Annotated in this window: 18 protein-coding genes; 6 read left to right on the top strand and 12 right to left on the bottom strand. The window is 72.6% G+C overall.

Going from position 1 to position 20,070, the window contains the following annotated elements; translation table 11 throughout:
• Positions 1–14 precede the first annotated feature (14 nt).
• Positions 15–1,184: a zinc-dependent alcohol dehydrogenase gene (locus ACZJYS_RS03075; protein WP_493175722.1), complete on the bottom strand. Its 1,170-nt coding sequence runs from the start codon at positions 1,182–1,184 to the stop codon at positions 15–17.
• 226 nt (positions 1,185–1,410) lie between these two features.
• Between ACZJYS_RS03075 and ACZJYS_RS03070 the strand changes: the two genes are divergently transcribed.
• Entirely contained in the window at positions 1,411–2,382 is a 972-nt protein-coding gene (locus ACZJYS_RS03070; protein WP_493175721.1) for a pirin family protein, read from the top strand.
• Between the two features lie 101 nt (positions 2,383–2,483).
• Here ACZJYS_RS03070 and ACZJYS_RS03065 read toward each other — a convergent pair whose 3' ends face one another.
• The 3 genes from ACZJYS_RS03065 to ACZJYS_RS03055 form a co-directional block, all read right to left on the bottom strand.
• On the bottom strand, positions 2,484–3,287 hold the full coding sequence (locus ACZJYS_RS03065) for a segregation and condensation protein A (protein ID WP_493175720.1): 804 nt from the start codon (positions 3,285–3,287) through the stop codon (positions 2,484–2,486).
• Between the two features lie 105 nt (positions 3,288–3,392).
• Positions 3,393–5,669 (bottom strand): ATP-binding protein, encoded by a 2,277-nt coding sequence (locus tag ACZJYS_RS03060; protein ID WP_493175718.1) that lies wholly within the window; start codon positions 5,667–5,669, stop codon positions 3,393–3,395.
• Positions 5,670–5,869: 200 nt separating this feature from the next.
• Entirely contained in the window at positions 5,870–6,571 is a 702-nt protein-coding gene (locus ACZJYS_RS03055; protein WP_109517343.1) for a GntR family transcriptional regulator, read from the bottom strand.
• Between the two features lie 238 nt (positions 6,572–6,809).
• Here ACZJYS_RS03055 and ACZJYS_RS03050 point away from each other — a divergent pair, with 238 nt between their 5' ends.
• The 4 genes from ACZJYS_RS03050 to ACZJYS_RS03035 are packed head-to-tail and all read left to right on the top strand — an operon-like array spanning position 6,810 to position 10,663.
• Positions 6,810–7,790, top strand: a complete 981-nt coding sequence (locus ACZJYS_RS03050) for a tripartite tricarboxylate transporter substrate binding protein (RefSeq protein WP_379652152.1) — start codon at positions 6,810–6,812, stop codon at positions 7,788–7,790.
• Positions 7,791–7,795: 5 nt separating this feature from the next.
• Positions 7,796–8,263: a tripartite tricarboxylate transporter TctB family protein gene (locus tag ACZJYS_RS03045; RefSeq protein WP_493175715.1), complete on the top strand. Its 468-nt coding sequence runs from the start codon at positions 7,796–7,798 to the stop codon at positions 8,261–8,263.
• The gene (locus tag ACZJYS_RS03040; protein ID WP_379640829.1) at positions 8,263–9,747 is read left to right on the top strand and encodes a tripartite tricarboxylate transporter permease; all 1,485 of its coding nucleotides are present in this window, start codon (positions 8,263–8,265) and stop codon (positions 9,745–9,747) included. Before ACZJYS_RS03045 ends, ACZJYS_RS03040 begins: the two co-directional genes overlap by 1 nt.
• Positions 9,740–10,663 (top strand): amidohydrolase family protein, encoded by a 924-nt coding sequence (locus tag ACZJYS_RS03035; protein WP_493175713.1) that lies wholly within the window; start codon positions 9,740–9,742, stop codon positions 10,661–10,663. Before ACZJYS_RS03040 ends, ACZJYS_RS03035 begins: the two co-directional genes overlap by 8 nt.
• Positions 10,664–10,724: 61 nt before the next feature.
• Here ACZJYS_RS03035 and ACZJYS_RS03030 read toward each other — a convergent pair whose 3' ends face one another.
• The 7 genes from ACZJYS_RS03030 to ACZJYS_RS03000 all read right to left on the bottom strand — a co-directional run bounded on the left by ACZJYS_RS03030 (position 10,725) and on the right by ACZJYS_RS03000 (position 17,755).
• The gene (locus tag ACZJYS_RS03030; protein WP_493175711.1) at positions 10,725–12,002 is read right to left on the bottom strand and encodes a TRAP transporter large permease; all 1,278 of its coding nucleotides are present in this window, start codon (positions 12,000–12,002) and stop codon (positions 10,725–10,727) included.
• Positions 11,999–12,505: a TRAP transporter small permease gene (locus tag ACZJYS_RS03025; RefSeq protein WP_493175709.1), complete on the bottom strand. Its 507-nt coding sequence runs from the start codon at positions 12,503–12,505 to the stop codon at positions 11,999–12,001. The genes ACZJYS_RS03030 and ACZJYS_RS03025 overlap by 4 nt, the downstream gene beginning before the upstream one ends.
• Positions 12,502–13,185, bottom strand: a complete 684-nt coding sequence (locus ACZJYS_RS03020; protein ID WP_109517336.1) for a cyclase family protein — start codon at positions 13,183–13,185, stop codon at positions 12,502–12,504. The genes ACZJYS_RS03025 and ACZJYS_RS03020 overlap by 4 nt, the downstream gene beginning before the upstream one ends.
• A 32-nt stretch (positions 13,186–13,217) precedes the next feature.
• A complete protein-coding gene (locus ACZJYS_RS03015) occupies positions 13,218–14,207 on the bottom strand; it encodes a TRAP transporter substrate-binding protein (RefSeq protein ID WP_493175707.1) in 990 nt (329 codons plus the stop codon).
• 313 nt (positions 14,208–14,520) lie between these two features.
• Positions 14,521–14,724, bottom strand: coding sequence for a hypothetical protein (locus ACZJYS_RS03010; protein WP_109517334.1), 204 nt, complete (start codon positions 14,722–14,724; stop codon positions 14,521–14,523).
• Positions 14,721–16,145 (bottom strand): amidase, encoded by a 1,425-nt coding sequence (locus ACZJYS_RS03005; protein WP_493175704.1) that lies wholly within the window; start codon positions 16,143–16,145, stop codon positions 14,721–14,723. The genes ACZJYS_RS03010 and ACZJYS_RS03005 overlap by 4 nt, the downstream gene beginning before the upstream one ends.
• A complete protein-coding gene (locus tag ACZJYS_RS03000; RefSeq protein ID WP_493175703.1) occupies positions 16,142–17,755 on the bottom strand; it encodes an ABC transporter substrate-binding protein in 1,614 nt (537 codons plus the stop codon). The genes ACZJYS_RS03005 and ACZJYS_RS03000 overlap by 4 nt, the downstream gene beginning before the upstream one ends.
• 195 nt (positions 17,756–17,950) lie before the next feature.
• Here ACZJYS_RS03000 and ACZJYS_RS02995 point away from each other — a divergent pair, with 195 nt between their 5' ends.
• A complete protein-coding gene (locus ACZJYS_RS02995) occupies positions 17,951–19,105 on the top strand; it encodes an ABC transporter transmembrane domain-containing protein (protein WP_493175701.1) in 1,155 nt (384 codons plus the stop codon).
• A 372-nt stretch (positions 19,106–19,477) separates the two neighbouring features.
• Here ACZJYS_RS02995 and ACZJYS_RS02990 read toward each other — a convergent pair.
• Positions 19,478–20,070, bottom strand: a 593-nt coding sequence (locus ACZJYS_RS02990) for an ATP-binding cassette domain-containing protein (protein ID WP_493175699.1), incomplete at its 5' end; no start/stop codon positions are given.

Here is a 20,070-nt window from a genome sequence, read left to right as displayed (position 1 = left end):
TCTCGCCCCTCGGCTCAGGGCTTGAGCACGACCTTCACGCAGCCATCCTGCTTGTCGCGGAACTTCTTGTAGAGCTCGGGGCCGTCTTCCAGCCCGGCGCGGTGGGTGATGATGAAGGAGGGGTCGATCTCGCCCTTCTCGATGCGCTCCAGCAGCTTCGGCATGTAGTGCTGCACCGGGGTCTGCGCCATGCGGAAGGTGAGGCCGCGGTTGATGGCCGAGCCCATCGGCACCTTGTCCAGCAGCCCGCCATAGACGCCGACGATGGAGACGGTGCCGAAGTTGCGGCAGCAATGGATGGCCTGCCGCAGCACATGCGGCCGGTCGGTGCCCAGGTAGACGGCGGCCTTCACCCGGTCGACCACGGAATCGATGCTGGCCGTGCCATCCGCCTCGGTGCCCACCGCGTCAATGCAAGCATCGGCGCCGCGGCCATTCGTCAGGTCCTGGATGCGCTCGTAGATGTCCTCGTCATGGAAGTCGAGGGTGAGCGCGCCGGCCTGCCGCGCCATCGCCAGCCGCTCCGGCACCGTGTCGATGGCGATGACGCGCCCCGCGCCGAGCAGGAAGGCGCTGCGGATGGCCATGAGGCCCACTGGCCCGCAGCCCCAGATGGCGATGGTGTCGCCCTGCTGGATGTTGCAGAAATCCGCCGCCATGTAGCCGGTGGGGAAGATGTCCGACAGGAACAGCACCTGCTCGTCCGTCAGGTGCGAGGGCACCTTGATCGGGCCGACATCGGCATAGGGCACGCGCAGGTATTCCGCCTGCCCGCCCGCATAGCCGCCCAGCATGTGCGAGTAGCCGAACAGGCCCGCCGGCGAATGGCCCCACATCTTCTCGGCCATGGCGTGGTTGGGGTTGCTGCGCTCGCAGCCCGAGTAGAAGCCGCGCTTGCAGAAGAAGCACTCGCCGCAGGAGATGGTGAAGGGCACCACCACCCGGTCCCCCACCTTCAGGTTCTTGGTCTCGGGCCCGACCTCGACCACCTCGCCCATCGTCTCATGGCCGAGCACGTCGCCGCTCTTCATCGAGGGCATCACGCCGTCGAACAGGTGCAGGTCCGAGCCGCAGATCGCGCAGGCCGTGACCTTGATGATGGCATCGCGCGGATGCTCGATCCGGGGGTCCGGCACGCTGTCGCACCGGATGTCGCCCTTGCCATGCCATGTCAGCGCTTTCATCGGCAGCTCCCTTGCTTGCGGGGGGTTAACCCACGGCGCAGCGCAAGGTTCACGTGGCCTGCCAGTCCCCGTTTCCAGGCGCTGGGGCTCGTGTCCCACGGCCTTCCGCACCGGTGCCCGCCGGCGCCCCCGGTTCTGATCGGAAGCGGAACAGACCGGCCGGCGCCGGGCTTGCGGGGCGGGCGGCGCCTCCCCCATGCTGCGCCCTTGAACGGGAGGGCTGGCCATGAGCGTTGAGAACGATCCCGCCGGGAAGCTGCCGCCCCTGCCGGCGGGGGTGGAAGCCGTGCTGCTGCCGCGGGCGCATGACGTGGGCGGCTTCGAGGTGCGCCGCGCCCTGCCGGCGCGGGGGCGGCAGATGGTCGGCCCCTTCATCTTCTTCGACCAGATGGGCCCCGGCGAGTTCCTCTCCGGGCGCGGGCTGGATGTGCGGCCACACCCGCATATCGGCCTCTCCACCGTCACCTACCTGTTCGAGGGCGCCATCCAGCACAAGGACAGCCTGGGCAGCGACCAGCCCATCCTGCCGGGCGACGTGAACTGGATGACGGCGGGCCGCGGCATCGCCCATTCCGAGCGCACCGCCCCGGCGCTGCGCGCCAGTGGCAGCCGGCTGTTCGGCATCCAGTCCTGGGTGGCGCTGCCGAAGGCGCAGGAGGAGCGCGCGCCGGATTTCGCGCATCATCCTGCCGCCGCCCTCCCCGTGCTGGAGGAGCCGGGGCTGCGCCTGCGGCTGATCGCCGGCGAAGGCTGGGGCGCGCGCTCCCCCGCCGGCGGCCAGGACGGGCTGTTCTACGCCGATGCGGTGCTCGCCGCCGGGGCCGCCCTGCCCCTGCCCGACCACCATGAGGAACGCGCCGCCTATGTGCTGAAGGGCTCGGTGAGCGTGGCGGGCGAGGCGTTCGATCCCGGCCGCATGCTGGTGTTCCGCGCGGGGGACCGCCTGGCGCTGCGGGCCGGCCCGCGCGGCGCCCGGCTGCTGCTGCTGGGCGGCGCGGCGATGGACGGGCCGCGCTACCTGTTCTGGAACTTCGTCTCCTCCTCGCGCGAGCGCATCGAGCAGGCCAAGGCGGACTGGAAGTCCGGCCGCTTCGCCAAGGTGCCCGGCGACGAGCAGGAGTTCATCCCCCTGCCGGAGGAGCGCCTGCGGGTGCGGGCCGGCGTGCAGTCTCCCGCCGCCGGCTCCCCGACAAGCTAGAGCGGATCGCGAGCGGGCCGCTTCGCCTGACCGCGTGAAGATGCTCGTGGAAACAACGAGCCAAAAGCCTTTTCCGTGAGCCGGTGCGAGCGGAAAAGGCTTCAGGCCGCCGCCCGGTCCGCCGGGGCGGCGTGCAGCGCGATGGCGCCGAAGGGCGCGGCCTGGGACAGCGTCGCCTCGCCCAGCCGCTCCAGCTCGAGCCCGGCCAGGAAGGTGCTGGCCCAGGCCGAACGGCGGCGCAGCCGGCCCGCCGGGCGGCCGGCGGGCGCGGCGGGCGGCAGCGCCTCGGCCAGCGGCAGGGGCATGGGGCGCCCGGCCAGCAGGGCCCGCAGCCGCTCGAGCGCCTCCGGGATGCGCCAGAGGTCGAGCGGCGCCACGCGTGCCGGGGCGGCGGCCTCCGCCCCGCTGCCGGAGCGCGGGCGGCCTTCCAGCAGCACCAGCGTGGCCTCCAGGAAGGCCAGCAGCAGCTCCGGCTGCGGGCGCGCGGCGCGCCGGACATCGCCCCGGCCATGCACCTCCTGCCGCAATTGCGGCCGGCCGGCGAGCCAGGCGGCGGCGGTGCGCATCCGGGCCAGCTCGCTCAGCATCTCCAGGCGGCGCTCCGCCTCCTGTTCCGCCTGCGCCGCCTCGGCCAGGCTCGCCGGGGTGAGCAGCTGCGAGCGCAGCAGGATGAGGTCGCTGGCCATCACCACCCAGGCGGTGCGCCGCTCCAGCGGCACGCGGCCGGCGCTGGCCTCCAGCGCGGCGACGAACTGGTCGGTCAGTGTCACGATGGACAGCCGGCCCAGATCGACCCGATGCCGCCGCACCATCTCCAGCAGGAAATCGAGCGGCCCCTCGAAGCCTTCGACGCTGAGCGCCGGCGCATCGGACATGGCCGCCTCGGGAACCGGCGCCTCAGCCATGCCACGCACCGGAGCAGCTTCGCCTCTGTGCCATGCGGCCCTCCTTTGTTCCCATTCTGCCCGCAGGCGGGGCGCGGCGAAAGTCCGTCCGCCTGGCGGGGCGGCTCAGGCGTCGCAGGCCTTCTCCTGCCGTCGATCCTGCTGCGGGCCATGCACGCGGCTGGCCGCCAGCAGCACGCCCACCTGCGCGATGACGGCGTCCGGCGAGGCCGGCTTGCGCAGCACCGCGAAGGGGCCGGAGCGCGCCGCATCGGTGAAGGCCGCGACGCTGGCATCCCCGGCGAAGCCGGTGAACAGCAGCGCCGGCAGCGCGGGCAGGCGCTGCCGCACCGCATCCAGCAGGGCGAGCCCGTCCATCCCCGGCATCGCCAGATCGGTGACCAGGATGTCGATGTGCCGGGCGGCGGAAAGCTGCGCCAGGGCGGCGACGCCGGACTCCGCCTCCAGCACCGCATGGCCCTGCTCGCGCAGGCAGGCGGCCAGCGTCTCGCGCAGGCTGGCCTCGTCATCCACCAGGAGGAGGCGCCCGGTGGGCGTTTCCGCTGGCGCTTCCGCGGGGTCCTCCGCCACGTCGCCCTGGCCGGTCAGCGGCGCGCCAGGGGCCGGCCCGGAGGCCGGCACCTCAGGCACCGGAATCTCGGGCACCGGCAGCCAGAGCCGCACGATGGTGCCACGCCTGGGCTGGCTGTCGATGACGAGCATGCCGCCGGACTGCTCGGCGAAGCCCTTGGCCATGGCCAGGCCGAGGCCGGTGCCCTTGCCCTTCGGCTTGGTGGTGAAAAAGGGCTCCATGGCGCGGCCGAGCGTCGCCGCATCCATGCCGATGCCGGTGTCGGCCACTTCCAGCCGCAGGTAGGGACCGGACCTCAGGCCCGCTGCCTGCGCGCGCGCGGCCGCCAGCGTGTCCATCGAGACCGCCAGGGTCAGCTGGCCGCCGCCCATCGGCTCCATCGCGTCCCGCGCATTCACCGCGAGGTTGATCAGCACCGTCTCGAGCTGCCCTCGGTCCAGCAGGGCGGGGGGCAGGTCCGGGGCGATGGACAGCCGCACCTGCACGGAGGGTCCCAGCGTATGGCTGAGGATCTCGTGCAGCCCGGCCAGCAGCTCGCCCACCTGGACGGGCGTGGCATGCAGCTCGGCCCGCCGCGCGAAGGTGAGCAGGCGGCGCGAGACGGAGGCGCCGCGCTCCGCCGCCTCGGTGATCATCCGCGCCAGCCGCTCGACCTGGGCGGCGTCCCTGGACCGGCGGCTGATCAGCTTGGTGCCGCCCAGCACGGCCTGGAGGATGTTGTTGAAGTCATGCGCGATGCCGCCCGCCAGCCGGCCCAGCGCCTCCATCCGGTCGGATTGGGAGAGGCGCTGCATCGCCGCCTCGTTCTCCCGCCGGGCGCGCTTCAGGTCGCGCAGGGCACGGCGGCGGTCGAGCCACAGCAGGCCGAGCGCCATGGTGGCCAGCAGCAGCGCCGCGAAGGCCGCCGCCGCGACCCGCAGGGAGGGCGCCACGAAGGCCGTCGCCGCCATCTCGGACTCAACATCCATGGCCGCGCAGACAATGATCGGCGCCTCCGCCAGCTTGCGGAAGCCGACGAATTTGGGCCGGCCGTCGATGATGCTGACCGTCTCGAAGCTGCCTGCCGGACGGGCGGAATGGAGCTGGAACAGGGCCGATTTGGCGCCGAGGCTCTTTCCCAGCAGGGGCCCGACATCGTGACTGTAGGCCAGCACCCCGCCATCCTCGCGCAGCAGGAGCGACGAGCCCTCCGTGCCTTTGCGCAGCAGGGCGAGATCCTCCGACAGCTTCAGCGGATCGATCGAGACCACCACCACGCCGCCGAAGCCGCCGGTCAGGCTCTGCAACGGCCGGGTGAACTGCACGCTCCAGCGCCCCGAGGCGCGCCCGACCAGCGGCTTGCTGACGAACAACGCCGGAGGACGGTTGAGATGGACGGTGAAATGCTCCCGGTCGCCCAGATAGACGCGGTCCCAGCCCGGCACGGAGGACCAGGCCAGCCATCCATCGGCGCCGATCACCCCCACCTGCAGCAGCCCGAAGCGGCCGGCCTCGGCGACGGAGGCCAGGTGCTGCTCCAGCATGACGGCCATCGTCCCCCGGTGCTCCGCCACCAGGTTCTGGCGGGTCTGGGCGAGGTCGTACAGGCCGTGGACGGCCTCCAGCAGCCGCAGCATGTTCTGCTGCACCGCCTCCGCCGCCACCTCCACCCGTGCCAGCGCGGCGCTGCGTGCCTCCCGGTCGATCCGGGCGGCCGAATGCTCCGCAACCCACCAGGCCGCGAGGGAGCAGAACAGCCATCCGCAGAAAGCTCCGCTCCAGAGCAGGCGGCGGGACAGGAGGTTCCGGCTTCTGCTGCCGAGATCAGGCATGTCGCTCCGACCCACACGCTCCACGAGGCATCCCCCTCCCCCAATGGCGGATGAACGCGGATATCACTGCCTATGACAGCAGATTATTCCATCAATGGCCTTATAAGGCAAAACGCGCGCTGTCACAGCCGGCGCTGCGCCTCACCCGGGCGGCGTTGCCACGGAGCCCGGCCGGCGCGGCTCCCGCAGCGCAAAGGTGGCTACAGGGAGCCGCGCATGCGCTCCACGCCCCTGTCATGGTGGCGGCCGACCACCGCGGCCAGCCCGGCGCCGTCGCGCCGCGCGAGGCATTCCATCATCTCCTCATGCTCGGCCATGGCGGCGGCCCATTTGTCCGCCCCCTCATGGCCGATGAAGCGGATACGCTTCATCTGCGCCTGCAGCATGTCGTAATGCCGTGCCAGGGTCTGGTTGCCCGAGGCGGCGACGATGGCTGAGTGCACGGCCTGGTTCAGCTTGAAGTAGGGCAGCCGGTCGCGCGCCGCGTAGCGCTCGCGCATCATCGCGTGCAGCGCGAGGATGCGGCCGATCTCCGCCTCCGGGGCGTGCTCGCAGGCGCGGCGGGCGGCCTGCTGCTCCAGCACCTTCAGCACCTCCATGCTCTCCGCCACGTCCTGCATGGTGAAGGCGCGCACCACGGCGCCGCGCGCCGGCACCAGCTCCACCAGCCCTTCCCCGGCCAGGGTCTTCAGCGCCTCGCGCAGCGGCGTGCGGGAGACGCCGAGCGTCTGGCCCAGCGCCACCTCGTTGATGCGCTGGCCAGGCGCCAGCCGGCCATCGGTCACCATGTCCCGCAGCCGGCTCGCCACCTGCTCGTGCAGCGTCTGCCGGGCGATGGGCGCGTTCTCGGCGGCCCCGGCGGAAGAGGCGGCAGTGCTGGGCGCGAGGTCGGCGTCTTGCATCGATAGGGTCTTGTTCCTGCAGCGGAAAGGGCGCCGCCCGGCGCATTATGCCGCATCGGCGGCGGCGATGCGATGCCTCTTGCAATCATACTACATACAGAGCACAAAACTCCGACAAAAAAATTCCTCCGCCACGCACCGGACGAACCGGCCCGGCCGCATGGGAGGAGGGGAGACATGGATGCGTGGTCCGGGGCAGCCATTCCCGCGCCACCCGTCATGAGGAGGAGGAACAAGAATGATCTCACGTCGTGGTCTCGCCGGCTTGGCCGGAGCCCTCGCCTTGCCGGCCCTGCTGCCGGGCCGCGCGCGGGCGCAGTCCTGGCCTAGCCGGCCCGTCACCATGGTGGTGCCCTGGGCGGCCGGCGGCGGCGCCGACACCGTCACGCGCATCCTCGCCTCCGGGCTGGAGCCGGAATTCGGCCAGCCGGTGAACGTGGTCAACCGCACCGGCGGCAACGGCATCGTCGGCCACGCCGCCATCGCCAACGCCGCGCGCGATGGCTACACCATCGGCTGCGGCACCTCGGAATTCGTCAACTTCAAGACGCTCGGCCAGTCCGACATCGGGCCGCAGAGCTTCGACCTGATCTCGCGCATCGCCAGCATCCCGGCCGGCATCACGGTGAAGGCGGACGGGCCGTGGCAGGACTTCAAGTCCTTCGCCGCGGCGCTGCGCGAGGCGCGCAAGGGACAGTTCACCGGCTCGGGCGTCTCCACCGGCGGCTCCTGGCACCTCGCCGCCGCCGGCCTGGCCAAGGCGCTGGGGATGGAGGCGGACAGCATCCGCTGGATCCCGAGCCAGGGCGGCGCGCCGGCGCTGCAGGACCTGGTGGCGGGCGGCATCTCGGTCTTCACCGGCTCGCCCATCGAGGCCAAGCCGCTGGTCGAGGCGGGGCAGGTGCGCGTGCTGGCGGTGATGGCGGAGAAGCGCGTGACCTCCTTCCCCGACGTGCCGACGCTGAAGGAGCTGGGCGTCGACTGGGTCTATGAGAACTGGTTCGCGATGGTGGCGCCGCGCGGCCTGCCCGCCCCGGTGCGCACCCGGCTGATCGAGGCGGCCGGCCGCGGCCATGCCCGCCCCGAGGTGCGCCAGACCATGACCGCGCGCGGCATCGTGCCGGTCTGGGAGACGCCGGAGGCCTTCGCCGAGTTCACCACCCGCTTCGGCCGGACGGCGGCCACGCTGCTGGGCGAGCTGGGCCTGGCGCGGGGCTGAGCCACATGCGGCTGAACGACCGCGCGCTGGGCGTGCTGACGCTCGGGCTGGGGGGGCTGCTGCTGGCGGCCTCCCTGCGCCTGCCGGGCGTGCCGGGGCAGGAGCTGGGGGCGGGGTTCTTCCCCGCGCTCCTGGGCGGCGGCGTGATGGCCGCCGGCACCGGCCTGCTGCTGGCCGCCGGCCGGCAGCCGGGGGGGCCGTGGCTGCGCGCCCCCGCCTGGATGCGGGACCGCTGGGCGGCCACCAATGTGGCGCTGCTGGTGGCCAGCATCGTCCTCTTCGCCCTGCTGGCCGAGACGGTGGGCTTCATCCCCCTCGCCATCGCCATCCTGCTGGCGGTGCAGCTCCGCCTCGGTATCGCGCCGGGGCGCGCGGCGCTCACGGCGGTGCTGGGCGCCATCGGCTTCCACCTGCTCTTCGTCATGGTGCTGCGCGTGCCGCTGCCGCCGGGCCTGCTGGAGGGCTGGCTCTGATGGACAGCCTGCTGCTCGCCTTCGGCCATGTGCTGAGCCCCGGCACGCTGGGCGTCATCCTGCTCGCCAGCGGCCTTGGCATCGTGCTGGGCGCCATCCCCGGGCTGACGGCGGTGATGGGCACGGCGCTGCTGGTGCCCTTCACCTTCTTCATGGAGCCGGTGCCGGCCATCGCCTCGATCGTCGCGCTGACGGCCATGGCCATCTTCTCGGGCGACATTCCGGCGGCGCTGCTGCGCATCCCCGGCACCCCGGCCTCCGCCGCCTATGCCGACGAAGCCTACAAGATGACGCAGCGGGGCGAGCCCTGGCGCGGCCTCGGCATGTGCATGGTCTCCTCCGCCATCGGCGGGGTGTTCGGCACGCTGGTGCTGATCATGGCGGCGCCGACGCTGGCCATCTTCGCCACCCGCTTCTCCTCGCCCGAGTATTTCTGGCTCGGCATGCTGGGCCTCACCTGCGCCGCCTTCCTGGCCGTCGGCTCGCCGCTGCGCGGGCTGCTGGCGCTGCTGCTCGGCCTGTTCCTCTCCTGCGTCGGCATCGACGTGGCGACGGGCGTCACCCGCTTCGCCTTCGGCTCCACCGAGCTGATGGGGGGCGTGGACTTCGTGCCGGCGCTGATCGGCTTCTTCGCCATTCCGGAGCTGATCCGGCTGATGACGGTGCGCGGCGGCGCGACGGTGCGCGTGCCGCCCTACAGCAGCCCGCTGCGCGGCATGATGCGCGACGTGTGGACCTGGCGGAAGCAGATCCTGCGCGGCAACATCGTGGGCACGCTGATCGGCGCGCTGCCTGGCGCCGGGGCGGACATCGCCGCCTGGATCTCCTACGCCATCAGCCGCAAGTTCTCGCGCACGCCGGAGAAGTTCGGCACCGGCCATGTCGAGGGGCTGGCCGAGGCCGGCGCCTCCAACAACTCCGCGCTGGCCGGCGCCTGGGTGCCCACCATCGTCTTCGGCATCCCGGGCGATTCCATCACCGCCATCGTCATCGGCGTGCTGGTGCTGAAGGGGATGGAGCCAGGGCCGGCCATCTTCGTCAAGTCGCCGGACCTGATCTACGCCGTGTTCATCGTCTTCATCCTGGCCAACCTGCTGATGATCCCGCTCGGGCTGCTGGTCATCCGCGCGGCGCGGCACATCCTGGCCGTGCCGCGCGGCATCATCGCGGCCTTCATCCTGGTGGCCTGCATCGTCGGCGCCTACGCCATCAACAACGCGCTGTTCGATGTCGGCATGATGCTGGCGATGGGCGCGCTCGGCTGGTTCATGGAGGAGAACGACATCCCCGTGGCGCCGGCCATCCTGGGCCTGGTGCTGGGCAAGGTGGTGGAGTTCAACTTCATCCAGACGCTGATGAAGGGCGAGGGCGATCCGCTCACCCTCGTCTCCCGCCCGATCGCGGCCGTGCTGGCGCTGGCCGTGCTCGGCCTCTGGCTCGGCACAGCCTGGAAGACCTTCCGAAGCCGCCCCGCCCATGCGTGACCTGCCGATCATCGACGCGCACCACCATTTCTGGGACCCGGTGCGCAACGACTACCCCTGGCTGGACCCCGCCCGGCCGATGATCCCCTTCCGCTATGGCGACTATGGGGCCATGCGCGGCCGGCCCTTCCTGCCGGAGGATTACGACGCGCTGACCGGCCACCACCGCGTCGTCGCCAGCGTGACGATGGAGGGGGAATGGAACCCGGCCGACCCCACCGGCGAGAGCCGGTGGATGGCCGGGCTGGCGGCACGCACCGGGCGGCCGGCCGCGCATGTCGCCCAGGCCTGGCTGGACCGGACGGATGTGGAGGCGGTGCTGGCCGCCCAGGCCGCGCTGCCGCTGGTGAAGGGGGTGCGGCACAAGCCGCGCGCCGCCCCCTCCCCCGCCCAGGTGGAGCGCGGCGCCCCCGGCTCGATGGGCGACCCGGGCTGGCGCGCCGGCTATGCCCGCCTCGCCGCGCACGGGCTGCACTTCGAGCTGCAGACGCCCTGGTGGCATCTCGACGAGGCGCTCGACCTGATCGCGGCGCACCCGGAGACGCCGCTGGTGCTCAACCACACCGGCCTGCCCTCCGACCGCAGCGAGGAAGGGCTGGCCGGCTGGCGCGCGGCGATGCGGCGGCTCGCCACGGCGCCGCAGGTCTGGGTGAAGATCTCCGGCCTCGGGCTGCCAGGGCGGCCCTGGCGGCTGGAGGACAACCGCGCCATCATCCGCGAGACGATCGAGATCTTCGGCGCCGGGCGCTGCCTGTTCGCCTCCAACTTCCCGGTGGACGGGCTGTGCGGCAGCTTCGAGACCATCTTCGACGGCTTCCGCGCCGCCGTCGAGGACCTGCCCTGGGCAGAGCAGCTTGCGCTGTTCCACGACAACGCCATCCGGCTCTACCGGCTCGGCCTTCCGGCAGCGGGATGAAGAAAGGCCGGGGGAGAATGAATTCTCCCCCGGTGCCCCCTCTTCTTTTTTCTGTCCGTCTTCAGCGCATCCAGCGCAGCGGGCCCAGCACCAGCCAGGGCATCATCACCAGCGCCAGCAGCACCACGATCTGCGCGGTGAGGAAAGGCATCACGCCCCGCACCACCGCGCCCATGCGGACCCGCCCCACCGAGCAGACCACGTTCAGCACCGTGCCCACCGGCGGCGTCAGCAGGCCGATGGCGTTGTTCATGATGAACAGCACGCCGAAATAGACCGGGTCGATCCCCGCCTCGCGCACGATGGGCATCAGCACCGGCGTCAGGATCAGGATGGTGGGGATGAAGTCGAGCGCCGTGCCGACCACCACCACCAGCAGCATGATCGCCAGCATCAGGAGGATGCGCTCGCCCATGAAGGGCTCGAGCAGGCCGCGCACCTCGCCGGGGATGTCGGCGATGGTGATGAGGTAGGCGGAGACGGCGGCCGCGGCCACCAGGAACATCACCGCCGCGCTGGTGCGCACGGCGGCCAGCATCACCTTCGGCAGGTCGCGCGGGTGCAGCTCGCGATAGACCAGCATGCCCACCGCCAGCGCATAGACCGCCGCGACCACCGCCGCCTCGGTGGGCGTGAAGATGCCGAAGCGCAGGCCGCCGATGATCAGCGCCGGCAGGCCGAGCGCCAGCCCCGCCTCCCGCAGCGCCTGCAGCCGCTCGGCCCAGCTCGCCCGCGGCAGCACCGCCGCCCCCTCGTTGCGAGCGCAGACCGCCCAGGTGACCGCCAGCGCCAGACCCATCAGGATGCCCGGCACGATGCCGGCCAGGAACAGCGAGGTGATGGAGACATTCGCCGCCACGCCGAAGACGATGTAGCCGATCGAGGGCGGGATGACGGGGGCGATGATGCCGCCCGCCGCCATCAGCCCGGCCGAGCGCGGCACGTCGTGCCCGGCCTGCTTCATCACCGGCAGCAGCACCGCCGCCAGCGCCGCCGTGTCGGCCACCGCCGAGCCGGAGAGGGAGGCGAGGAAGATGGCGGCGATGACCGCCACATAGCCCAGCCCGCCGCGCACATGGCCGACCAGCTTCATCCCCAGCCCGACCAGCCGGCGCGAGAGGCCGCCGGCGTTCATCGCCTCGCCGGCCAGCATGAAGAAGGGGATGGCCAGCAGCGGGAAGCTGTCCGCGCCGTTGATCATCTGCAGCGCCAGGCCCTGCGCGTCGAAGGCGTCCAGGTGCCACATCAGCGCCAGGGAGGAGACCATCAGCGCGAAGGCGATCGGCATGCCGAGCGACATGGCGGCGAGCAGCACGCCGGCGAAGATGAGGAGCGTCATGCCCCCGCCTCCCCTTCCATGTCGCGCGCCGGCGGCTCGCGCCCGGCCAGGGCCGCGGCGAGATCGGCCAGGGCGACGAGGCCGAGGCCGGCCCCCGCCACCACCGCCGCCGCATAGGTCCAGCCCAGCGGCATGCCGGAGACGGGCGCCAGGTTGCCCATGTTCATCGCCGCCTGCGCCCAGGCGCCCCACAGGAAGACGCCGCAGCAGAGCAGCATCAGCAGGTTGGAGACGATGCGGCAGACACGCCGGCCCGCCTTCGGCAGCGCGTTCGTCACCAGGTCGAAGCCCAGATGCCCGCCCTGCCGCAGCACCACCACGGCGCCGAGGAAGGTGAGCCAGACGAACAGCAGGCGCGACAGCTCGTCGCTGACGGTGATGCCGGAATCGAAGGCGTAGCGCAGCACCACATTGCCGAACACCATGATCACCATGGCCCCCAGCGCCAGCACCAGCAGCCACTCCGCCAGGGAGAAGGCGCGGTCGGCCAGGCGCCCGATCATGCGGGAAGGCCCTCCGGCAATCCCTCGATGGCGAAGATCCGCGCCGGCGCGCCATCGGCGCCCGGGATCAGCAGCGGCGCGGCGCAGAGGAAGGTGCGCGGCCCGGCCAGGGCGCTGGTGTTCACCAGGTACTCGATGAGGGTGACGCCGTGGCGCAGCAGCACGTCATGCGTCACGTGCTGGTCGAAGGGCACCTCCTGCTGGTCCAGCAGCAGGCGGATGGGGAAGTCCTGCGGGAAGTCGAAGGCCACCGCCTTCGGCCGCAGCGTGGCGAGGTGCTCCGCCGCGTCGCGGGTCAGCCAGGGGGCCTCGGTCCAGAATTCGCGGGTGTTGTAGTCCCGCTGGCGGTCCCAGCCGGCGGAGAGCAGCAGGATCTCGCCCTCCGGCCCGCCGGGATCGGCGGCGCGCAGCCGCGCCGCGTCGATCGCCGCGTTGGCCGGCGCGTCGCGCAGGTTCAGGATGCGCGCCGGCCCCACCACGCGGTCGAGCGGCGTGCTCTCGATGGTGGGGGCATCGGCCAGGATGTGCGCCTGCGCGTCGACATGGCTGAAGCCATGGCAGGGGCCATCCAGGCGGCTGATGCGGAACTGGTCGCCGGCGGCGATGTCGCCGGCGATGGCGATCTGCGTACGCCAGCGGAAATGCGGCGCGATGGGCATGGAAAGGTCGATCAGGCGCATCGCGCCGCGTACTCCCAGGCTGATGCGGCGATTCAGGCGCCGGTGGAGAGGATGGCTTCGGGCAGCTCGGCGCCGTAGCGGCTGGCGTAGTCGTCGCGCACCGCCTCGGCGACGATCTTCGCCATGGAATCGCGGTCCGGCGCCTCCACCACCTGCATCCCCTCCTGCTTCAGCTTGGCGATGGAGCCGGGCTCGGCCTCCTCGTTCATCTGCCGCTGCTTCGGCGTGACCTCGGCGGCGACGGCGCGCACCAGATCCTGCTGCGCCTTCGGCAGCGCCTCCAGCCGCTGCTTCGACATCGCCAGGATGCCGGCGGTATAGGCGTGCCGCGTCAGGCTGAGATGCTTCTGCACCTCATGGAAGCGCGCGTTCAGGATCAGCGTGGTCGGGTTCTCCTGCCCGTCCACGGTGCGCGTCTCCATGGCGGTGAACAGCTCGGTGAAGGGCATCGGCAGCGGGTTGGCGCCGAGCAGCTGGAAGGCCTTGATGTGCGCCGGGTTGGGCGTGGTGCGGATCTTGAGGCCGCGCACATCCTCGGCGTTCTGCACCGCGCGCCGGGAATTGGTCAGGTTGCGGAAGCCGATGTCCCAGAAGCCCAGCGTGACCAGGCCGGAGGCTTCCAGCTCGGGCTTCAGCTTGTCGCCGATCGGGCCGTCCAGCACGGCGGCCACATGCTTGCGGTCGCGGAACTGGAAGGGCAGGTCGAGCACGTTCAGCTTCGGCGCGAGGCCGGTGAAGAACGGGTTGCCCGTCAGCGCAATGTCGAGCGTGCCGCCGCGCGCGGAGGAAATGGTGGTGGGGTCGCTGCCCAGCGCGCCATTGCCGAAGACCTGCACGGTCAGCGCGCCGTTGGAGCGTTCCTTCAGCGTCTGCGCGAAGAGCAGCGCGGCGCGGTGCCAGCTGTCGGATTCGGGGTGGGGGTGGGCGAAGCGCAGGCGGGTGGCCTGGGCGCGGGCGGTGCCGCCCAGCCATGGCAGGGCCAGGCCCGCGGCCAGGGCCGCGCGGCGGGTGATCTTCGTCATGAACGTATCCTCGTCTTTTGGCCTGATACACTCGGCGGTATACAGAATAATGCCATTCTGACGCGGCGATGCAAGCGTGCTCCGGGACCGCGAGGCCAGCCGGCGCCCGGATTCACCAGCCTGTCGCGGCCGCCGGAAGCAAAGTTGATGGAGATGGCGGCGCTGTCATCCGGCCCGTGCCGCCCGCCGCCTGCCACGCCGGCAGCGACATGGCGGGGACGGCGCGAAAGGGCCGCCGGAGGCGGCACGGCCTCTGGCAGCCTCGGGCGGCCGTACGAGAACCGGGAAGCGCGCTTCGCCCCCCGGCAACCCTCTAACCGCGGCCGGCGTGATCCGGCGCGGGCACCGGATGCTCCAGCCGGAACACCGTCACCGGCTCCTGCGCGACGGGGCGCGGCACCCGCAGCAGCTTCGCGGCCGCCTCCAGGTCCATCACCATGCGCTCCAGCGGCGCGATCTCGCTCTCGGGCACGGAGAGGCCCAGGGCGCGCAGGCGCTGCGCGAAGCCGTCGCTCATGCCGCCATCTCCGCCATCGCCAGCGCGGGGCGCCGCGCGCGGGTGCCGAGCGCCCGCTCCACCGCGCTGCCCACCTTCAGCACCAGCGGGTCCTCGAAGGCACGGCCGCCGATCTGCAGGCTCACCGGCAGCCCCTCCGCCGAAAAGCCGCTGCACACCGAGACGGCCGGGCTGCCCGTCAGGTTGAAGGGCCGGCTGAAGAAGGGCGGCAGCGCCGCGCCCAGCATGTCCACCCCCATCGGCCCCGCCACGTCGCGCGCCGAGGGGAAGACCAGCACGTCCACCTCGCGCAGCGCCGCCCGCACCTCCTCCACCAGCCGCCCGCGTTCGCGCTGGGCGTTGATGTAGTCGGCCGAGGAGACGAAGGCGCCGGCCATCAGCCGGCGGCGGCCATAGCTGCCATACAGCTCCGGCGTCGCCTTCAGCGATTCCGCGTGCACGGCGTAGGATTCGGCGCGCGAGATGAGGTTGCCCACCGCGCTCCACAGGCCGAAGGGCGAGAGCCGCACATCGGCGAGGGTGGCGCCGAGGCCGCGCAGCGCGCGCAGCGCATCCTCCACCCCCGCCAGCACCGCCGGCTCGCAGGGCACGTCCTCCTCGTAGAAGTGCCGCACCACGCCGACGCGCAGCCCGGCGAGGCTGCCCGGCTCGCCGATCGCGGCGGAGAAGTCCGGCACCGGCACATCGGCGCTGCCGGGGTCCAGCGGGTCGTGCCCCGCCAGCACCGCCATCATCAGCGCGCAATCCTCGGCGGTCCAGCACATCGGGCCGGCATGGTCGAGCGAGAAGGCCAGCGGCAGCACGCCGCGCCGGCTGACCAGCCCATAGGTCGGCTTATGGCCGGCGATGCCGCACCAGGCGGCGGGGGCGCGGATCGAGCCGCCCGTGTCGGTGCCCATCGCACCCGGGCAGAGCCCCGCCGCCACGGCCACCGCCGAGCCGGTGGAGGAGCCGGTCGGGTCGCGCTCCGTGTCCCACGGGTTGCGCGCCGGCGGCCAGGGCAGGTCGAAGGAGGTGCCGCCGATGGCGAACTCCCAGGTGGAGAGCTTGCCGAACAGCACCGCCCCCGCCTCGCGCAGGCGGCGGACGGTGGTGGCGTCCTCCGCCGGCACATGGTCGCGGAACAGGGCGGAGTGGCCGGTGGTGGGGATGCCGGCCGTCTCGTAGATGTCCTTGATGCCGATGGGGATGCCGTGCAGCGGCCCGCGCCAGCGCCCGGCGGCGATCTCCGCCTCCGCCTGGCGCGCCGCCGCCAGGGCCGGCTCCTCCAGCAGCAGCAGCACACTGTTCAGCCGCCCGTCCAGCGCGTGGATGCGGTCGAGGCAGCTCTGCATCAGTTCGACCGGCGAGAGCCGCCGGTCGCGGATCAGCGCCGAGAGCTCGGCGATGGTCCTGAAGTGCAGCGGGGTCTCGCCGCTCATTTCATGTCCACCCGCGTCAGGTCCTGGAACCAGGACTGGGCCGAGACGAAGCCGGTGACGCGGCTGGACATGGCGCGCGGGTTGAGGTCGTGCACCACGTAGAGCCAGGGCGCGCCATCGACCAGGCGCTCATGCGCGGCGCGGATGGCGGCTTGCGATTCCGCCGGGTCGCTGGTGGTCTCGATGCGGCGGAATGCCTCGTCGAAGGCCGGGTCGATCCAGTGGCCGGCATTCGAGCCGCGCGGCGCGGCGTTGGCGCCGAGGAACCAGCGCGCCATCTGCGACGGGTCGGAGGAGACGAGCGAGATGTTGACCGCATCCGCCCCCAGCCAGGCCGGCTGGTCCGGTGCCGCGCGCTGCGCGCCGAGCAGCGTGTTCCACTCCACCGTGCGGAAGCTGACCTCGACGCCGCAATGCTCGCGCAGCGATTCCTGCAGCGCCTCGTTCATCGGCAGCGGCAGCATCTGGCCGGAGCCGGAGGTGGAGATGCCGACCACCAGCTTCAGCGGCTTCTGCGGGCCATAGCCGGCCTCGGCCAGCAGCGCGCGGCCGCGCTTCGGGTCCAGCGTATAGGCGTTCTCAGGCTTGCCGAAGAGCGGGTTGCTCTTGTTGTAGAAGCCCACCGCCGGCTCGGCCGTGCCGTTCAGCAGGCCCACCAGCCCCTCGCGGTCGAAGCAGTAGTTCAGCGCCTGACGCACCCGCACATCGGTCACCGGGCTGCCCGCCTTGCCGGCGGCGAAGACCCAGGGCCAGACATGCGGGTAGGAATTGGTCACCACCTGGAAGCCGGCCTGCTTTAGCGAGGGGATGCCATCCGGCGGCGGCACCTCGATCCAGTCCACCTGCCCGCTGCGCAGCGCGGCCAGGCGCGCGGTTGCCTCCGGAACGGGCATCAGCACGATGCGGTCGAGCTTCGCGCGGCGCGCCGTGTCCCAGTAGTTGTCGTTGCGCGTCAGCTCGACGCTCTGGCGCGGCACGAAGCGGGTGATGCGGAACGGCCCGGTGCCGGCCGGGGCAAGCGCCACCTTCGCCCAGTCCCGCCCCGCATCCTCCCACGCCTTGGGCGAGGCGAAGAGGATGTAGACGGAGAGGTAGGGGAAGTAGGAGATCGGCCGCGCCGTCTCGATCTCCACCGTGAAGTCATCGATCTTGCGGTATGCGGCGAGGCCGGCGACACGGCCGCGCGTGATGGCCGCGCCCTGCGCCTCGGCCTGCGGCGCGCCTTCCCGGAAGAAGCGGTCCATGTTCCAGATGACGGCATCGGCGTCGAACGGCGCGCCATCGTGGAAGCTGACGCCGCGGCGCAGGTGGAACACCCACTTCTTCGGGTCGGAGGGGTCCTGCTCCCAGCGCTCGGCGAGGCCGGGGCGCAGGCCGGCCAGCTTGTCAGGGCTGGAGAGGTCCCACAGCACCAGGCTCTCGAACACCGGATAGCCGAGGAAGCGCATGCCCTCGTAGCCATTGTTCGGCATGCCGGTGGTGGTCGGCACGTCGGCGGCGGTCATGGCGATGCGCAGCACCTTCTGCGGTGCCTGCGCCTGCGCGCCGCCCATTCCAGCCCAGCTGGCCGCGGCCATCATGGCGGCGGCGGCGATGATGCTCGTCTTCATCACGTGCGGTCTGTCCCTGCATGAGGATACGCAGGGCAGAGCAAGTTCCATGCCGCCGGTCGCGGCGCCGCGCGTGAAGCGGCCGTTCATAAACGGCCAAATATATAAGCGCTCCGTTCTGAAACTTGATGCAGCGCAAGGCCCCCGCCAAGCCCAGGTTCTAAAGCAGCGCCGCGCAACCAAGGATGTTCCGGCGTGGCCCCGCGCGAGACCGCCTCCCTCAGCTTCGAGAGCCCTCCCTTGCCGCAGGCGCCGGACCCAATCCGGCAGCCCTTGGCAACGGCGGCTGCCGCTCCGCGCCGGCCGCGCGCCACTCCGCTGCCCGCCGGCGTGCGACGCGGCGCGCTGCTGCAGGCGCTGGCCGGGCTGCTCTGGCTGCCGCAGGCGGCGCTGCTGGCGCTGGCCGTGGCGCGCCTCGCGGACGGCGGCGGCCTGGCCGACATGCTGTGGCCCGCCGGGCTGGTGGCGCTGCTCGGCCTCGCGCGGGCGGGGCTGGAGGCGCGGGGCGGGCGCATCGCCTTCGCCGCCGCGCGCGTCCTGCTGGGCACGCTGCGCGCGGAGGCGCTCGCGGCGCTGGCCGCCCGCTCGCCGCTCGACGCCACCCGCCCCGCCTCCGGCGCCGCCGCCAGCGTGCTGGCCGAGCAGGCGGAGGCGGTGCTGCCCTACCTGCTGCGCTTCCGCGCCGCGCGGCTGCGCGCCACGCTGCTGCCGCCACTCATCCTGCTCGCCATCCTGCCCTTCTCCTGGCTGGCGGCGCTGGCGCTCCTGCTGGCGGCGCCGCTGATCCCGCTCTTCATGGCGCTGATCGGCCTGCGGGCGAAGGCCGCCAGCGAGGCGCGGCTGCTGGAGCTGGGCGGCATGAACGGCTTCCTGCTGGACCGGCTGCGGGGGCTGGCCAGCATCCGTGCCCTCGGCGCCGTGGAGGCCACCGCCACCCGGCTGCGCGCCCAGGCGGAAAGCCTGCGGGAGCGGAGCATGGCGGTGCTGCGCATCGCCTTCCTCTCCTCGGCGGTGATGGAGCTGTTCTCGGCGCTCGGCGTGGCGCTGGTGGCCGTCTATGTCGGTTTCCACCTGCTCGGGCAGTTGGAGGCCGGAAGCTGGGGCGCGCCGCTCAGCCTCGGCGGCGGGTTGTTCATCCTGCTGCTGGCGCCGGCCTTCTTCGAGCCGCTGCGCGAGATGTGCGCCGCCTGGCACGACCGCGCCGCCGGCGAGGCCGCGCTCGGCGCCCTGCGCGCCCTGGCCGCGCCTGATGCGCTCGCCCTGCCCGGCGCGCTGGAGGCCGCCCCCGCGCACCGGCCGGCACCAGCAGGCGGAGATAGAGCCCGTCCAGCGCATCGACATCGGCGGTGAGGCGGAACAGCAGCCGGGCGGGGCGGGCCAGCAGGTGGCGCGCGGCGCCGGGCGTGGCCCAGCCGCGGAACAGCCGCTCGCGCAGCGCCGCCAGCAGGGCGAGGGTCGCGTCATGCGTCACCAGCCGCTCGCCATAGCGGCCGGCGGTGCGGACGAGGGCGAGAAGACGGATGCCGGCGGCGGGGCGGAACACGTCGAAGCCCAGCGCGCCGGCGGCCGAGGCGCCGGCCAGAGCCGTGGCGGTGATGAACCAGCCGGAGAGGCCGAGCAGCGCCGCGCCGGCCAGGGTGGTCAGCGCCGCCAGCGCCGCGCCGCCGAGCAGCGCGCCGCGCCGCTCCCGCCAGAACAGCGCCAGGAGGGGGAGGAGGGCCTTCATAGCGTGATCACCCGGTCCATGCGCGCCGCCAGCACGGGGTCGTGCGTCGCCAGCAGCAGGGTGCGGCCCTGGCAGAGCGCCAGCAGTGTCTCGGTGAGGGCAGCCGCCGTGGCGGCGTCCAGATGCGCGGTGGGCTCGTCGGCCAGGACCAGGGTGGCGGCGGGGTCGGCCAGGGCACGGGCCATCGCCAGGCGCAGCGCCTCGCCGCCCGAGAGGCCGGCGCCACCCTCGCCCACCCCACCTTCCGCGCCGAGGCCGGCCAGGCGCAGGGCGCGCGCCGTCTCCGGCCGGCCGAGCCCGGCGCGGCCCAGCGCCACATTGGCGTGGCGGGAGCCGGCGAAGAGGTGCGGCCGCTGCCCCACCCAGGCGATGCGGCGGCGCAGCGCGGCGGCATTCGCCGCGTCGAGCGGCACGCCGCCGATGCGGATGCGCCCGGCCCCCGGCTCCGCCAGCCCGGCCAGCAGGGCGAGCAGGGTGGACTTGCCGGCGCCGCTCGGCCCCAGCAGCGCCACATACTCGCCGGGCGCGAGGGAGAGGGAGATCTCCGCCAGCGTATCGCGCGCCGCGCCGCCGGCGAGGCCGCGCTCGG

Source organism: Roseomonas sp. TS2 (genome assembly GCF_058833935.1).
The sequence above is the reverse complement of the archived record's forward strand: the minus strand, read 5'-3'. Positions and strand labels throughout refer to the sequence as shown.

Bases quoted from the DNA above. Each gene is read 5' to 3' on its own strand.
- ACZJYS_RS03045 (WP_493175715.1), top strand. From the start codon at position 7,796: ATGCGGCTGAACGACCGCGCGCTGGGCGTGCTGACGCTCGGGCTGGGG.
- ACZJYS_RS03055 (WP_109517343.1), bottom strand. From the start codon at position 6,571: ATGCAAGACGCCGACCTCGCGCCCAGCACTGCCGCCTCTTCCGCCGGG.
- ACZJYS_RS03060 (WP_493175718.1), bottom strand. From the start codon at position 5,669: ATGCCTGATCTCGGCAGCAGAAGCCGGAACCTCCTGTCCCGCCGCCTG.
- ACZJYS_RS03035 (WP_493175713.1), top strand. From the start codon at position 9,740: ATGCGTGACCTGCCGATCATCGACGCGCACCACCATTTCTGGGACCCG.
- ACZJYS_RS03040 (WP_379640829.1), top strand. From the start codon at position 8,263: ATGGACAGCCTGCTGCTCGCCTTCGGCCATGTGCTGAGCCCCGGCACG.
- ACZJYS_RS03020 (WP_109517336.1), bottom strand. From the start codon at position 13,185: ATGCGCCTGATCGACCTTTCCATGCCCATCGCGCCGCATTTCCGCTGG.
- ACZJYS_RS03005 (WP_493175704.1), bottom strand. From the start codon at position 16,145: ATGAGCGGCGAGACCCCGCTGCACTTCAGGACCATCGCCGAGCTCTCG.
- ACZJYS_RS03050 (WP_379652152.1), top strand. From the start codon at position 6,810: ATGATCTCACGTCGTGGTCTCGCCGGCTTGGCCGGAGCCCTCGCCTTG.
- ACZJYS_RS03025 (WP_493175709.1), bottom strand. From the start codon at position 12,505: ATGATCGGGCGCCTGGCCGACCGCGCCTTCTCCCTGGCGGAGTGGCTG.
- ACZJYS_RS03065 (WP_493175720.1), bottom strand. From the start codon at position 3,287: ATGGCTGAGGCGCCGGTTCCCGAGGCGGCCATGTCCGATGCGCCGGCG.
- ACZJYS_RS03000 (WP_493175703.1), bottom strand. From the start codon at position 17,755: ATGAAGACGAGCATCATCGCCGCCGCCGCCATGATGGCCGCGGCCAGC.
- ACZJYS_RS03015 (WP_493175707.1), bottom strand. From the start codon at position 14,207: ATGACGAAGATCACCCGCCGCGCGGCCCTGGCCGCGGGCCTGGCCCTG.
- ACZJYS_RS03075 (WP_493175722.1), bottom strand. From the start codon at position 1,184: ATGAAAGCGCTGACATGGCATGGCAAGGGCGACATCCGGTGCGACAGC.
- ACZJYS_RS03010 (WP_109517334.1), bottom strand. From the start codon at position 14,724: ATGAGCGACGGCTTCGCGCAGCGCCTGCGCGCCCTGGGCCTCTCCGTG.
- ACZJYS_RS03030 (WP_493175711.1), bottom strand. From the start codon at position 12,002: ATGACGCTCCTCATCTTCGCCGGCGTGCTGCTCGCCGCCATGTCGCTC.
- ACZJYS_RS03070 (WP_493175721.1), top strand. From the start codon at position 1,411: ATGAGCGTTGAGAACGATCCCGCCGGGAAGCTGCCGCCCCTGCCGGCG.